This is a genomic window from Anaeromyxobacter diazotrophicus (genome assembly GCF_013340205.1).
Taxonomy (GTDB): Bacteria; Myxococcota; Myxococcia; order Myxococcales; family Anaeromyxobacteraceae; genus Anaeromyxobacter_A; species Anaeromyxobacter_A diazotrophicus.
The window spans coordinates 298,619-312,684 of record NZ_BJTG01000002.1; the positions used below are offsets into that span (position 1 = coordinate 298,619).

At 73.9% G+C, this 14,066-nt stretch carries 15 protein-coding genes; 5 read left to right on the forward strand and 10 right to left on the reverse strand.

Annotated elements, in window-relative coordinates; genetic code table 11:
* From HWY08_RS04350 to HWY08_RS04360, 3 genes are read right to left on the reverse strand one after another with little or no spacing between them, the layout of a single operon-like run.
* A complete protein-coding gene (locus HWY08_RS04350; RefSeq protein ID WP_176063311.1) occupies positions 1-1,218 on the reverse strand; it encodes a DUF748 domain-containing protein in 1,218 nt (405 codons plus the stop codon).
* 59 nt (positions 1,219-1,277) lie between these two features.
* Positions 1,278-1,754 (reverse strand): hypothetical protein, encoded by a 477-nt coding sequence (locus tag HWY08_RS04355; protein WP_176063313.1) that lies wholly within the window; start codon positions 1,752-1,754, stop codon positions 1,278-1,280.
* Positions 1,751-3,688, reverse strand: coding sequence for a glycoside hydrolase family 15 protein (locus HWY08_RS04360; protein ID WP_371869298.1), 1,938 nt, complete (start codon positions 3,686-3,688; stop codon positions 1,751-1,753). The genes HWY08_RS04355 and HWY08_RS04360 overlap by 4 nt, the downstream gene beginning before the upstream one ends.
* 302 nt (positions 3,689-3,990) lie before the next feature.
* On the opposite strand from HWY08_RS04360, the gene HWY08_RS04365 reads away from it, so the two are divergent.
* Positions 3,991-4,602, forward strand: a complete 612-nt coding sequence (locus HWY08_RS04365; RefSeq protein ID WP_176063315.1) for a hypothetical protein — start codon at positions 3,991-3,993, stop codon at positions 4,600-4,602.
* Positions 4,603-4,653: 51 nt separating this feature from the next.
* Here HWY08_RS04365 and HWY08_RS04370 read toward each other — a convergent pair whose 3' ends face one another.
* The 5 genes from HWY08_RS04370 to HWY08_RS04390 form a co-directional block, all read right to left on the reverse strand.
* Positions 4,654-5,283 carry a hypothetical protein gene (locus HWY08_RS04370; RefSeq protein WP_176063317.1) on the reverse strand — a complete coding sequence of 210 codons (630 nt, stop codon included), beginning with the start codon at positions 5,281-5,283 and terminating at the stop codon, positions 4,654-4,656.
* 54 nt (positions 5,284-5,337) lie between these two features.
* Entirely contained in the window at positions 5,338-6,579 is a 1,242-nt protein-coding gene (locus HWY08_RS04375; RefSeq protein WP_176063319.1) for a Fic family protein, read from the reverse strand.
* A 249-nt stretch (positions 6,580-6,828) separates the two neighbouring features.
* A complete protein-coding gene (locus HWY08_RS04380; RefSeq protein WP_176063321.1) occupies positions 6,829-7,392 on the reverse strand; it encodes a hypothetical protein in 564 nt (187 codons plus the stop codon).
* A 1-nt stretch (position 7,393) separates the two neighbouring features.
* Positions 7,394-7,654: a hypothetical protein gene (locus HWY08_RS04385; protein WP_176063323.1), complete on the reverse strand. Its 261-nt coding sequence runs from the start codon at positions 7,652-7,654 to the stop codon at positions 7,394-7,396.
* Between the two features lie 410 nt (positions 7,655-8,064).
* Positions 8,065-9,339, reverse strand: a complete 1,275-nt coding sequence (locus tag HWY08_RS04390) for an acetyl-CoA hydrolase/transferase family protein (RefSeq protein WP_176063325.1) — start codon at positions 9,337-9,339, stop codon at positions 8,065-8,067.
* Positions 9,340-9,572: 233 nt separating this feature from the next.
* On the opposite strand from HWY08_RS04390, the gene HWY08_RS04395 reads away from it, so the two are divergent.
* The 3 genes from HWY08_RS04395 to HWY08_RS04405 all read left to right on the forward strand — a co-directional run bounded on the left by HWY08_RS04395 (position 9,573) and on the right by HWY08_RS04405 (position 11,633).
* Positions 9,573-10,241, forward strand: a complete 669-nt coding sequence (locus HWY08_RS04395; RefSeq protein ID WP_176063327.1) for a hypothetical protein — start codon at positions 9,573-9,575, stop codon at positions 10,239-10,241.
* Positions 10,242-10,315: 74 nt separating this feature from the next.
* On the forward strand, positions 10,316-10,771 hold the full coding sequence (locus tag HWY08_RS04400; protein WP_176063329.1) for a response regulator: 456 nt from the start codon (positions 10,316-10,318) through the stop codon (positions 10,769-10,771).
* Positions 10,772-10,886: 115 nt separating this feature from the next.
* Positions 10,887-11,633: a DUF554 domain-containing protein gene (locus HWY08_RS04405; protein ID WP_176063331.1), complete on the forward strand. Its 747-nt coding sequence runs from the start codon at positions 10,887-10,889 to the stop codon at positions 11,631-11,633.
* A 38-nt stretch (positions 11,634-11,671) separates the two neighbouring features.
* Here the strand turns inward: HWY08_RS04405 and HWY08_RS04410 are convergent, their stop codons facing one another.
* Positions 11,672-12,112 carry a bacteriohemerythrin gene (locus tag HWY08_RS04410; RefSeq protein WP_176063333.1) on the reverse strand — a complete coding sequence of 147 codons (441 nt, stop codon included), beginning with the start codon at positions 12,110-12,112 and terminating at the stop codon, positions 11,672-11,674.
* A gap of 277 nt (positions 12,113-12,389) precedes the next feature.
* On the opposite strand from HWY08_RS04410, the gene HWY08_RS04415 reads away from it, so the two are divergent.
* On the forward strand, positions 12,390-12,698 hold the full coding sequence (locus HWY08_RS04415; RefSeq protein ID WP_176063335.1) for a hypothetical protein: 309 nt from the start codon (positions 12,390-12,392) through the stop codon (positions 12,696-12,698).
* 56 nt (positions 12,699-12,754) lie between these two features.
* Here HWY08_RS04415 and HWY08_RS04420 read toward each other — a convergent pair whose 3' ends face one another.
* Complete coding sequence (locus tag HWY08_RS04420) at positions 12,755-14,065, reverse strand: (Fe-S)-binding protein (RefSeq protein ID WP_209005115.1); 1,311 nt, start codon at positions 14,063-14,065, stop codon at positions 12,755-12,757.
* Position 14,066: the final 1 nt, after the last annotated feature.

Here is a 14,066-nt window from a genome sequence, read left to right on the forward strand (position 1 = left end):
TCAGCCGCCGTCCTCTCCCAGCGTGCCGCGCTGGGTCGCCGGCGGCCGGCGCGCCTGCTGCTTCGGGGTCTCGCCGCGCTGCGCCTGCGGCGGCGGGAGCCGGGCGAAGCTGTCGGAGAGCCCCGCCACGAAGGCGTTCCTCACGACGCCGAGCACGGTGGTCCACACCTGGGCGCCCGGCTGCCGCACGTCGCCCTCGATGGGGATGGTGGTGGCGACCGCGTTCCGGCCCGGCACGCGGTCCGAGAGCACGTCGATGGCGAGGTCGGCGAGGAGGGCCTTGAGCCGGTGGCCGAAGCCCGGCTTCGCCTGCTGTACGCCGGGATCCCGCAGGATGGGCCGGATGCCGCCCGAGAGGTGGCCGTCGACCGCCTTGAAGGCGAGGTTCACGTCGAGCGTACCCTGCGTCGGGGTGAGGCCGGCGGTGGCGGCGAGGAGGGCGCCCAGCTCCGGGAGCGCCAGCCCGGCGAGCCGCGCCTGGCCGGCGAAGGTGAGCCCCTTCGCCAGCGGGTCGGCCGAGGCGTACAGCGACACGCGGCCCGAGCGCTGGAGCGTGGCGCTCACCGCCAGGATGGACGGCTCGCCCCGGGCGAGGGCGGCGCGCGTGGCGAAGTTCTCCAGGGTCGCCTCGATGCCGTGGAACCAGAGCTTCGGGTGGCCGGGCACGTGCTCGTCGACCCAGAGGATCTCGCCGCCGCGCACCTCCGCCCGGTCGAGGCGGAAGGGCACGAACTGGTTCAGCACCTTCGCGAGGTCGATGGGTGCCTCGGCCGGCGGCTTGCCCCCGGCGCCGCCGGTGGCGTGGATCTCGAGCTTCGCCCGGTCGAGCCCGAGCGCGCCGACCAGGTGCCGGTGGAGCAGCTCCCGCCAGTACAGCCCCGCCTCGAGCCGCCGCACGGTCAGGTACGGCACCCGCGCGCCGCCCTCGCCGACCTTGTCGACGCGCAGGTCGTGGAGCTCGTAAGAGAGGTGGAGCACGCTCACCTCGACCCGCGAAAACGTCCCCCAGATCCCCTTCGTGTGCTCCAGCGCCGCGTGGGTGCGCCGCGCGAGGAGCGGCTCCAGCGCGAGCCGCGCGGCGGCGAGCAGGGCGAGTAGCAGGAGCAGCGCCAGGCCGAGCCCACGCCACCACCGGTGCAGCCGCCGCGCGGCCCGCCTCCGGCCACCCTGGGCCTCGCCGTCGGGCCCGGCCGGCGCCCCTGACGCGCCCGTCGTCATCCTGCCGGAAAGATAGCCACGCCCGGACGGCCGCCGGCGCCCGTGCGCCCGCCCGACCGTCAGCCGAAGCGGTAGAAGGCGCCGAGGATGGCCCCGTAGACGAGGTGCGCCGCCAGCACCAGGATCGGCGTCTGGAACCCGTAGTGCAGGCCGAGGAAGCCCGGCGGCTCGAGCTGCCGCCGCACGTCCGGCCCGTGGTGCTCGCTCGCCATGCGCGGGTGGAGGCCGGGGTACACCGGCAGCACCACGGTGAGCACGAAGAGCGCGTGCACCGCCCCCATCGCCGCGCCGCGGAGGAGCCCACCCCCGCCCCAGGCCCGGAACAGCGCCAGGTAGAGGAGCGCGAACGCCCAGCCGTTCAGGAGGTGGATCGCCACCCCGATCACCTTGGCGCGGTCGCGGTGGCCGGTGAAGAGCGTCCCGAGGAGGAAGGGGATGCTCATCCGCGTCAGGCCGAACCCCTGCCCGCCGGCCAGGATCGTGGTGAGGACGACGGTGGCGGCGAACCCCCACAGCACCCATTCCCCGAGGCTCACGAGTGGACCTCCTCGCCGGTCCCGGCGCCCCCGCCGTCGGCCTCCGGCAGGTGGCGCTGGTGCGAGAGCTGCTCGGCGCCGGTGAGCCGGTTCTGCAGGGTGAGGCAGGCGTTCACGAGGCCGATGTGGGTGAAGGCCTGGGGGAAGTTGCCGAGCGCCTCGCCGGTCGCGGGATCGACCTCCTCCGCGAACAGGCCGAGGTCGTTCGCGGTGGCGAGCAGCGCCGCGATGCGCGCCTCGGCCTCGGCCGCCGTGCCGCCGCCCAGCGCGAGGTACTCGGCGGCCCAGAAGCCGCAGATCCCGAAGGCGCCCTCCCGCCAGGCCGGGTCGCGCCGGCGGTGACGGTACAGCAGCCCGCGCCCCGCCCCGAGCTGCTCCTCCACGCGCCGGTAGGTGGCGCGCATGCGCGGCGCTCCGGCCGGCAGGTAGCCGTACCAGGGCAGCTGGAGGAGCGCGGCGTCCACCTCCTGCCCGCCGAAGGTCCCGGTGTAGCTCTGCAGGGCGTCGCTCCACGCCTCCCGCTCGATCGCCTCCCGCAGCGCGGCGCGCTCGCGCGCCAGGGCGCCCCGCGCGACGCGGGGGAGGTGGCCCGCCGCGGCGAGCGTGAGCACCCGGTCGAGGGCGGCCCAGCACAGCACCTTGGAGTGGGTGTGGTGCTCGCGCCCGCCGCGCGGCTCCCACAGCCCCTCGTCGGGCTCGCGCCAGTGCCGGCACACGTAGTCGCCGAAGGCGGTCAGCATGCGGGCGGTGTCGCGGTCGATGGAGCCCTCGGTGCGCACGAGCTGCGCCGCGGCGTCCAGCACCTCCCCGTACACGTCGAGCTGCACCTGGTCGCGCGCGGCGTTGCCGGTCCGCACCGGGCGCGAGCCGCGGTAGCCGGGCAGGGGGAGCTCGCGCTCGGCCGGCGGGCGGCGCCCGTAGACGTCGTAGAGGATGTCGAGCGCGGGCCGGGTGAGCCGGGTCGAGTGCAAGAGCCACCCCAGGAACGCCTCCGCCTCCTCGGCGTGGCCGAGCCCGAAGAGCGCCCGCACCGTGAGCGAGGCGTCCCGGAGCCAGCAGTACCGATAATCCCAGTTGAGGGACCCGCCCACCTGCTCCGGGAGCGAGGTGGTCGCCGCCGCCACGATGGCGCCGGAGGGCGAGTGCGCGAGCAGCTTGAGCGTGAGCGCGCTCCGCCGCACCTCCTCCTGGAACGGCCCGCAGTACCTCGTGCGCGCCGACCAGCGCGCCCAGGCCCGCGCCGTCCGCGCCAGGCGCTCCTCGGCCGCGGCCCCGAGCGGCGGCAGCACCGCCGGCGACTCGGTGGCGTGGGTGAAGGAGAACCGCGCCGTCTCGCCCGCCCGCAGGCGCAGGCGCGTCCGCACCCCGCCCCCGGGCGCGAGCGGCAGGCGCGGCTCCCCGCGCAGCGCGAAGAGCTCGGCCGCGCTCGACAGGCGCAGCCCGAGCGCCCCGGCGTCGCGCCACCGGACCGGCGCCGCGCCGAAGCGAGGGCGGGCCGCCAGCACCACCTCCAGCTCCACCTCGCCCCGCTCGCAGCGCGCCAGGCGCAGGAGCTCGCGCTCGGCGTGGAGCCCGGCCGCGCCGCCGTCCGCGTCGCCGAGCGGCATGAGGTCGACGAGCGTCAGCGCGCCGGCCGCGGACTCGAAGCGCGTCTCGAGGACGTTGGTGCCGGGGAGGTACCGGCGCGAGGAGGGCCACCCGCTCGCCGGCGCGACGGTGAAGTGCCCGCCCGCGGCGGGGTCGAGCAGGCGGTCGAAGACGGCCGGGCTGTCGAAGCGCGGCCAGCACAGCCAGTCGACGCACCCCTGCCGCGTGACCAGCGCCGTCGACCGGCCGTCCCCGAGGACGGCGTGATCGCCGATGGCGGGCTCGCGGGCGCGGTCTACCAGCTCCCGAACCTCCGCCGGGCTAGGTTCACGGAACCGCTGCGGCAGTAGGGCATGCGTTGGTGGCTGGCGGCCCGGGATGAAGCCGTGCGGCCGAGCCCCACCGCCGACGCCGGCCGGCGGCGCGTACCAGGAGGGCGGCGGAGGGTGGGCTGCACGTCCGCTTCATGGCGGGCGGGGAGTGCGCGCGCAACGGCAGCGCCAGTCCCTCCAGAGCGGCCGCGGCGAGGCGATCGCGGGCCGGAGGGCGTGGGGCGGTGCGCGCCCTCGCGGCAGTGCGGGAGCGGCCTGACGCCGGTCAGCGTCGGCGCGAGCGCCGCGGCGTACCGTCACCCCAGGAGGGCCGCTCCATGGACGGTCTGCGCATCGGGGTGCTCGTCGTCGGGGCCTTGTTCGCCGCGTACGGCGGCCTGTGCATGTTCGGCCTCGAGCAGGACGCTCGGGAGCCGGAGACCGACGAGGAGTGGCGCCGGCGGCAGATCCGGAACGCCCGGGAGGCGCAGCTTCCGGAATGGCGCCGATTACTGCTCGCGCTTGCGGAGCCGATCACGGCGGCCGCCCTGCTCGTGTTCGCCGTCGCGGCGGCGGGCGGCTTCGAGTTCGCGCAGCTGTACATGCACGAGGGAGAGTTCGGGGCCATGGTGGGGTTCATGGCCGGGATGCTCGCGGCGCACGTGTACACCCGCCATGTGGCAGACCTTCGGCGTGCCATCACGGCCGAGGCGGACCTGCGGGCCGAGCTGAAGCGAACCAAGGCGCAGCTCCAAGAGGAGCGGCGCGCCCGGATCTTCGCCGAGACGAAACCGGAGCGCGACCGGGCGGAGGCCGAGCGCCGAACGCGCGAGGAGAAGCTCGCGGCCGAGCAGCGCGAGCGCGAGGAGAAACTCGCGGCCGAGAAGCGGAAACAGGACGAGGACTGGGAGCGCGCGCGAACCGAGGGACGCATCATCCGGCTCACGTAGGCGCCAGCGGCGGCCCCATCACCCCGCATACGTGTGGCCCTTGGCGCGCCGCTACTTCGGCCTGGACGTGGGCGCGGGCGTGAGGGTGTCCGTCGCCTTCTCTCCGACCTGGAGCTGCTCCGCCTTGGGGGCCGTCGGCTTCTGCACAGGGGTGAGGACATCCCCGGCGTGGTCGGGCGCGGTAGTGGTGTCGGTGGCCGCCGGCGCGGTACTCAGTATCGCGGACGCGGAGCTCGTTCCAGTCGCGGCGGCGCTCAACCGAATGTAAGGCCATCGGACAGGTTTCGTCCCGCCGAGGAACTCGACATCGATGTGGTCGAGTTGCTGCGCTTCGCGGTCGGTGAGTTCCAGGGTCACCACGCGTTCGTCAGGTGCGTCGAGCCGAAACGGAAGCGCCGGGGCGATGCGGTCGGCTCCACGGTAGCTGACGAATGGCTTGCCATCGGCCGCGACGAGCCGCACGTCGCGGATCACCGTCGGACGGTTCCCGGTGCTGAGTAGCGAGAGAATCGCGCGGTGGGGCTCGCCGCTGCCCTCCTCGAACAAGACGCGCGTGCGCGTGGGGTCGATGACGACGAGCTGGCGCTCATACCGGTCGCGAGTAGCGAGAATCGTCGTCACCATGATCGCGAGCAGAGCGACCAGACCGCCAACCGCGGCGTCGGAGTAGTACCAGGGCATGCCTTCTCTCCGGTTCATCGCGCGTCCAAGGCCGCGCGAAGGTCCCGGCGGGCGCTAGAGCGCAAGCGACTGCTGCGGTGAGGGCGGCTCGGCGGGTGGCGTCAGTTGCGGCCGTGCCTGTCCGTGTCGCGCTGGGCAGAACGCGAGGATGATCTCGCTCATCGCCCTGTACCCGGCGTCCGTCTTCATGATGAGCCCCATTCCCTCAAGTGCGTTCACGTCGCGCGAAAGCGTCTTGTCGGTCGTTCCGGCGTACGCCACCGCGAGCTGAGGACTGAGCCTCGGCAGGTCACGCCGCGGAACAGGCGCATCCTTCTTCGAAAGCTCGAGGACGAGATCCTTCATCCGCGAGGCGCTCGGCGTCTTCCTGGTTCTGAACTGATCGTGAACATAGTTGATCCACGCGACGCGCTGCTGGTGCTCCCGTACGATCGCGATGTGATGAGTCAGGCCTTCGACAAACCCTCCCAGTGCATACTCGATGAACGGAAGGACGTCGCCACCGGACTGGCTCGCGGCCTGCAGTTGCCGGTAGTACTCGGTGCGCGTGTCGTTGTAGTGGTTGCTGAGCAGGTGGCACGCGACGTCGGGCACGCTCGCCGCCGCAAGGATCTGGAGTTCGATGAGTCGAGCGGTGCGCCCATTCCCATCCGCGAATGGGTGAATCCAGGCGATGTACAGGTGCGCCAACACCGCCTTGAGGATCGCGACCGGGAGCGCCAACTCGGGACGCTCCCGCGCGTCGAAGTCTTCGCCCCCCAGCCATTGGCAGAGCCGGTCCAGCAGGTACTCGCAGTCTTCGGCGGGCGGAGCCAGGTATGGTCCCACACCGACGCCATGCGTCCGAACCTGTCCAGGGACGACCTCGGGGGAGAGCGGCAGGCCCTTGAGCACGAGGCTGTTGAACAGGCGGATGCGCGGGGGCGTGAGCGGCGGAAGCGAGCCGCGGATGAGATCGGGGTGGATGACGCCGTTCAAGGCCGCCAGGATGTTGTCGACCTCCTGCACCTGGTACGCCTTCGACTGCGGCACTTGGAGCTTCCCCTCGATGCGTTTCTCCACGTCCTCGGCCGAGAGCGTGTTGCCCTCGATCGCGGTCGTAGCGGCGACGCCCTTGGCCAACGTAACCGTGTAGAGTTTCTTCGCGATCTCGGGCCGCAGAGGCACGCCGCCGATGTGCTCGCACTTCGACCTGGCTTCCCCGAGGAGCATCCAAACGCGGGCCGACACGCGGCCAGGGGAAAGATCGACCGTGAACTTGAGCCAAGGATGCGTCACCTCGTACTTCCGTGGCATGGCGCCTCCTGATGTCCAACAGAACACCTGAAATATCAGAGCACTAGATCAGCTTGTTCGAGCCGGATGTCCGCTGCGATGTCCGGAGGTTAGTCCAGGCAGATGTCGGGCGCAATGCCTGCCAGCCTGCGACCCGAATCAGGGCACCGCTCGGCTGCTTAAGGGAGCCACAGGCTGACGTCACATGGGGGAGCCCCAATCATTCGGAGGCCGGCCGCCTTACCCTCCCCCCGCCGGCAGGGTGCTGGATCAGTCGACGTCGAACCGCGCGACCGGCCTCAGGGCCGCTACGCCTTCATCCCGCAGGCGCCCAATGCTGTCCGTGAACTCGTCGAAGAACACGGCGACGTGCTTCAGCGAGGGATTCGCGATGCTCACGATGTTCATCATGAACTCGTGGTGCTCCTTCTCGACGTCCGGAGCGATCGCGAGCGCGCTCCTCAGTGTCTTCGCCTCTTCGTCCGTCAGGTAGGCGACGGCGAGCGCTGCTGCGGCGCGGAGTTGCTGCAGCGGCTCCTCCGTTGCGGAGCGGCCCTGCTTCATGACGTCGGCCATCCGCTCAATGATCATCCCCGTGCCGGTGCCAACGCCCTCGAGATAGTGGGCCTTCATCGCGATCGCCCCCGTCCAACCCGCCAGCGCGTCGCACGCGGTCGTGAGCGCGACGATCCCGGTGGCCGCCGCCTCGCTCCGCCGCTCCCGCCGCCGATCTCTCTTCCACCCTCGGATCCCGAACGCCGCCACGAGAACAGCAGCCGCGGTGCCGACCCCCGAGAGCACTTCTCCGACCTGCGCCGCCTCGAGAAGCGTCATTTCAGTTCGCTCCGTCCTTCGAGAGGCCGATCTCCGCGAGACGCTCCGCGGTGAACTCGGCGGCGGCGTCGTCCAGCTCCTCGACCAGGTCGGCAGACACGCCACGGCGCAGCCCGTCAACGAGCGCCTTCGCCGCGACGTAGGCGGCGGAGAAGTCGAGGCCGGTGTAGACCTGGCCCTCCGTCGACTGCGCCATCGCTTCGCACGGGTCCCGCGCCTGGAACTCGAGGGCTCGGCGCTTCTGCTCGTCGAGGAGGGGCATCACCGCGAGACGTGGTCGCGCGCCGCGGCGCGGATCACGCGCAGGCCGGGCTTCTCGGCGTCGCCCCACTCCTCGCGGGCGGGGCGCTGCTTCCGAGCTGCGACCGTAGCCACGTCTCGGTGAGGCGCCGCACGCGGCGCCGGGTAGACTGCACGCTGTCCATCGCGCCTCCGACAAGGCCGGTGGTCGGGGCTCCGCGGCTGGTCGGCCGCGGGGCCCTGCTTCATCCCAGGAGGCGCGCCCTAGCGCGCGGCGCCTGGTGTCCCGGGATGAAGCCATGCCCGGGCAGAGCCGTACCAGGCCGGTCTGACCCGGCCAACGTTTCATCTCGCCGCGGACGCGCGGAAGCGCTGGGGCTCAGGCGTGAAAAGCAGTCGGGAGAGGCGGATGCGCGATCCTGGAAAGGACCCCTACCAGCTCCCGAACCTCCGCCGGGCCTCGGCCGCGAGCGCCTCGCGGTGCCGCGGGTCGGCCACCGCCACCAGCGCCGCCGCGCGCTGGCGCAGGTTCTTGCCGAACAGGTCGGCGATGCCGTGCTCGGTCACGACGTAGTGCACGTGGGCGCGGGTGGTGACGACCCCGGCGCCGGGCTTCAGGTAGGAGACGATGCGCGACTCGCCGGTGCTGGTGGTCGAGGGGAGGGCCACGATGGGCTTGCCCCCCTCCGACAGCGCGGCCCCGCGGATGAAGTCCATCTGGCCGCCCACGCCGGAGTAGAGCAGGTCCCCGATGGAGTCGGCGCACACCTGGCCGGTGAGGTCCACCTCGATCGCGCTGTTGATGGCGGTGACGCGAGGGTTGCGGCGGATGACGGCGGTGTCGTTCACGTAGGCGATGTCGAGCATCGCCACCGCCGGGTTGTCGTCGAGGAAGTCGTACAGGCGCCGCGTCCCGAAGGCGAACCCGGCCACGACCTTGCCCGGGTGGACGCGCTTGGCCTCGCCGGTGACGACGCCCCGCTCCACCAGGTCCACCACCGCGTCCGAGATCATCTCGGAGTGGATGCCGAGGCGCTGGTGCCCCGCCAGCGCGGCGAGCGTCGCCTGCGGCAGCCCGCCGATCCCGACCTGGAGCGTGGCGCCGTCCTCCACCAGCTCGGCGCAGTGGCGCCCGATGGCGCGCTCCACCTCCGAGAGCGCCCGCGGCGCCAGCTCGGGCAGCGGGTCGTCGCCCTCCACCAGGTAGTCGATGGCGTCGGCGTGGATGAGCCCGTCGCCGTGGGTGCGCGGCATGTGCCGGTTCACCTGCGCCACCACCGTGCGCGCGGTCTGCACCGCCGCCCGGGCGACGTCCACCGAGACGCCGAGCGAGCAGAACCCGTGCCGGTCGGGCGGCGAGACCGAGACGAGCGCCACGTCGAGCGGCAGCAGGCCGCGCCGGAAGAGCTGCGGCACCTCGGAGAGGAAGACGGGCAGGTAGTCGCCGCGCCCCTCCTGCACGGCGGCGCGCACGTTCGCGCCGACGAAGAGGGCGTTCACCCGGAAGCTCTTCGCGAGCTCCGGCGCGGCGTAGGGCGCCTCGCCCTCGGTGTGCAGGTGGACCATCTCCACCACCCGCAGCTCCCCGGCGCGCGCGGTGAGCGCCGCGATGAGCCGCCGCGGGGCGGCCGCGACGCTGTGCACGAAGACGCGGTGCCCCGACCGGACGACCGAGACGGCCTCCTCAGCGGTGACGCTCCGGCTCACGCCCCCTCCATCGCGCCCGGCTGGCGGGCGAACCCCGGGAGCATAGTCGAAGCGTCCCCCACGCGCGGGGCTGGCGAGCGCCGCGCGGCGGGGGGCCACCGCCGAGGGCGCGCCGCGCGGAGGCACCCCACCTGAACTCCACGTTGCGTGACGAGGGTCAAGGCCGACCCGGCGCCCCGGGCTCAACGTCGATCCAGGGGGAGCGGGGCGAGCTCGGCGCCGCGGGAGCGAGCATGCGCGTGCTCTTCGAGGAAGACGTGAGGGCCCGGCTCGCCGGGGGGCCGCCCGGCGGCACCGCCCTCTCCTGCCTCGTCGACCTCCATGTGCCGTGGCCCGGGCTCCGCGGCGTCGGGGCTCGAGAGCTCGCCGAGAGCGTGCTGCGCCGGGTCGCCGAGCGCCGCGCCGGCTGGCTCGACCTCGCGATCTTCGGCCGCGAGCCGCTCCGCGAGCTCGGCGCCGCGGCGGCCCTGTCCAGCGGGCTGCAGCGCGCCTGCCTCGCGTGGGGCGTGGGGTTCGCGGCCTACGTGGTCGGGGACGGCGCCGGCCTCGACGCGGCGGCCGCGCGCCAGCTGGCGAGGGCCGGGGTGGCGCGGCTGCAGGTCGCGCTGGAGGTGCCCCGGCGCAGCGCGCACGCCGGCGGCGGCGGTTGGCTGCGGGTGCTCGACGCGGCGGCGCAGGCGTGCGCGCGGATCCGGCTCGTGCTGCGGGTGAACCCGGAGCCGCCCTGCGACTTCGAGGCGCTGATGGGGGCGCTGGAGGAGCGCGGGCTCCCCGCGGCCGGGCCGGCGGTCGCGCTCTACCTGGCGCGCCGCGCGCCCTGGGCCCAGCAGGCGCGGGAGCTGGTCGCGCTCTCGGCGCTGCTCGAGGCCTCGCCCGAGGCCGCCCGCGCGCCGCGCGCCTGATCGCTCGCCTGGCCGCCGGCGCGCGCGACCTCACCCCTTGCCCCCCAGCCGGGCGTAAGCAGGTTTGGGGTCGGATGCCCATGCAGAGTCACCCGCACCCTCAGGAACTGGAGCGCGGCTCGCGCGGCGCCCGCGACCCGGAGCGCCCGGCGCGCGACGACCACCGCCTGCGCGACGCGCCCAAGGGGAGGCTCCTCGTCATCGACGACGACGCCGACATCCGGACGGCGCTGGCCGAGATCCTGGAGCTGTCCGGCTACGAGGTGGTGGTGGCCGCGGACGGGCAGGAGGGCGCGGAGCTGCTCGCCGTGGTCTCGCCGCAGGCGATCGTGCTCGACCTCATGATGCCGCGCATGGACGGCTGGACGTTCCTGGAGCACCTGCGGTGCCACCCGACGCTGCACGACCTGCCGGTGCTGGTGACGAGCGCGGCGCCCGGCGAGCCTCCCCCCGGCGCGGACGCGTGCCTGCCGAAGCCGTTCGACGCGACGCAGCTCGACCGCGCCGTGGCGCGCCTCTGCGCGCACTGAGCGCGGCTCCTGCGGGGCCGGCGAGACGCCGGTCGCGCCCCGCCCGCCGCTGCTCTACAATGCGCGCCCCGCCGCGGCCTCCGCCTCCGGCGGCAGAAGGAGCGGCTGCAGCGCGATGGAGCTCTTCGCCAGGACCTCGGGGACGTGGTTCAACATGGGCACGGTGGTGCTGGGCACCGCGGTCGGCCTCGCCGCCGGCGGGCGGCTGCCCGAGCGCATGGGCCGCACGCTCATGCAGGTGCTCGGGCTCGTCACGCTGCTCGTGGGCCTCCGCATGGCCTGGGAGCTCGACGGCCTGCACGCCGGCCGGGTGCCGGGCGTCATCGTGGCGCTCGTCAGCCTCGCGCTCGGCGCCATCGCCGGGGAGGCGCTCGGGCTCGAGGAGCGGCTGCAGACGCTGGGGGACTTCCTGCGCCGGCGGTTCCGCGGCAGCGGGCGGTTCACCGAGGGGTTCGTCACCGCGAGCCTCCTCTTCTGCATCGGCCCCATGGCGATCGTGGGCTCGATCCAGAACGGGCTCTCCCACGACTCCCGCACGCTCGTGCTCAAGTCGGCGCTCGACGGCATCGCCTCGATCGCGCTCGCCGGCGTCTACGGGGTGGGCGTCGGCTTCTCGGCGCTCGTGCTCGGCGCGCTGCAGGGCGGGATGAGCCTCGGGGCCGCGGGGCTGGCGCGCAGCCTGCCGGACCCCGCCGTCGACCCTCGCGTGCTGCTCGTGAGTGGGGCGGGCGGGTTGCTCATCGTGGGGATCGGCGTGAACCTGCTGCTCGGCGGCCTCTCCGTCGAGGACCGACGGGTGCGGGTGGGGGCCATGCTCCCCGCGCTCGCCATCGCGCCCGCGCTGCAGGCGCTGCTCGGCTGACGCAGCCCCTTGCCGGGAGGTCGGCCGGGGTCCCCAGCTCAGGAGGCGCGCGGCTTGTCGACGCGCGGCGCGGCCGCGGGCCGGAAGTGGCGGCTCGCGAGGTAGCGCCCGAGCGGGAGGTCGTTCACCTGGATGTGGAACTTGAGCCACTCCGGCAGCCGCGTCCCGATCCAGGCGAGGATCGGGGGTGAGAGCCCCTGCCCGCTCAGCTCCTGACCGAGCTGCGCGAAGTCCTGCATGAAGAGGTCGTGCGCGCTCTTGTGGCGGCCGCGTTCGGGATACGCGGTCTCCGCCATCATCGACTCCTCGGCCTGGAAGTGGGAGACGAGGTAGTCGCCCAGCGCGGAGAGCATCTCCTTGGCCTGCGCGAGATCGTCCGCCTGGGCGGCCCGCGCCAGGGCCTCCATCCGGTCGAGCATCACGCGGTGCTGGCCGTCGATCTCCTCGTAACCGCTCGCCAGCTCGGAAGTAAGTCGCACGTGTCTCTCCTGGGGCGCAGGAGAGCAGAAGCGCGGCGCGGTCGCAAGGACTCCGAGCCCCTCCGGGGCGTCTCGAGCCGTAGCGTGAGCACGGGAACTCCATCTGGGATCGAACCGGAAAAGCGCTTGGGTATCCGGCAGGCACGCCTGCGCTCGCCGGTCGCGGTCCCGGTGGGGGGCTCCCTGGACCGCCGGGGCAGGCATATCCCCTCCTGGTCGCCCGTTGGGGAGGCGAGCCGGAGAGACCCCTTTCGAAGGGTCGGGAGAGGTCGAGCTCATGACCAGCGAACTGAAGCGAGCCATGGCGAGGTACGAGGAGGCGCGGGTCCGCTACCGGAAGGCGGTGCTCGCCTCGCTGGACGGCGCCTCGAACGGAGACGTCATTCGCCAGTCGATCCGGGACTTCCAGCGCGCGAGCGCCGAGCTGAAGCGGCTCGCGCCACCCGCGGCCGTCCCCGCGCGCCCGCTGCCAGCGCCCGAGGTCCGCCCGGAGCCGGCGGAGGCGCTCGCCACCGCCTGGTCGAGCGTCCGCCGCGCCGTGAGCGGCGTCGGCGCGCGGCTCCGCATCATGCGGACGGCGTCGTAGAGAGGGCGTCGTAGAGACGGGCCCCGCCCCGCCCCACCGCGCTTCGCGCGCCGACCTCAGGGCGGCGGCACCCCGCGGAGCGACCAGTCGAGGATCTCGATCGGATGCGCGGCCGGGAGCTCGGTGCCGCGCTCTCGCAGCATCCGCTGGATGTGGAGGGTGCACCCGGGGTTGGCGCTCGCGAGCAGGGCGGCGCCGGTGGTGAGCACGTGCTCCGCCTTCCGCGCGCCGATCTCGGCGGCGCTGGCGGGCTGCAGCAGGTTGTACACACCGGCGCTCCCGCAGCACTGATCGGGCTCGGGGACCTCGACCAGCTCGAGCCCGGGGATGGAGCGGAGCATCGCGCGCGGCGGCTCTTGCAGGCGCTGCGCGTGACCGAGGTGGCAGGAGGAGTGGTAGGCGACGCGGACGGGGAAGGGGTGCCGCGGCGCGCGCGGGGCGAGGCTCGCCAGGAGCTCGCTCACGTCCTTCACCCGGGCGGCGAAGGCGGCCGCCCGCGCCGCCCAGGCGGGATCGCCCGCCAGGAGCCGGCCGTACTCCTTCAGCGACGAGCCACAGCCCGCCGCGTTCACCACCACCGCGTCGAGCGCGTACGGCTCGAAGCGCGCGATGAGCTCGCGCGCCATGCGCCGCGCCTCCTCGTCGCGGCCGGCGTGCAGGGACAGGGCGCCGCAGCAGCCTTGCCCGGAGGGCACGATCACCTCGCAGCCCTCGGCGGCGAGCACGCGGACCGTGGCGGCGTTCACGCCGGGGAAGAAGACGCGCTGCACGCAGCCGGCGACGAGCCCGACCCGCAGGCGGCGCGCCCCGGCGGGTCCCGTGCGCTCTGCCAGGCGCGCCGCGAGCCCGGCCGGGCCGAGCGGGGGCGCGAGCGCCTCCAGCGCGGCGAGGCGCGGGGAGAGCCGCCGGAGCAGGCCGCTCCGGCGCACGAGCCACTGCAGCCCGGTCACGCGGAAGAGGAAGATGAGGAGCGCGGCCACGCGCAGCCGCAGCGGGTAGGGGAAGAGCGCGAAGAGGAGGCCCCGGTGGAGCCGCTCGACGAGCGGGCGCCGGCGCTCGCGCTCGACGCGGGCGCGCGCGGACTCGAGGATCTCCCCGTAGCGCACGCCCGACGGGCACGCCGTCACGCAGGCCAGGCAGCCCAGGCAGCGGTCGAAGTGCTCCGCGACCGCGTCGTCGAGGCGGACCCGGCCGTCCCCCAGCGCGCGGTACAGGTCGATCCGGCCGCGCGGCGAGTCCATCTCCTCGCCCCAGGAGCGGTAGGTGGGGCAGTGCGGCAGGCAGAAGCCGCAGTGCACGCAGTCGTCCTCCGGGCGGCGCGCGGCGGGGGCGGCGGGCATCGCGCGGGCGGCTGCCGGCTCGGTCATC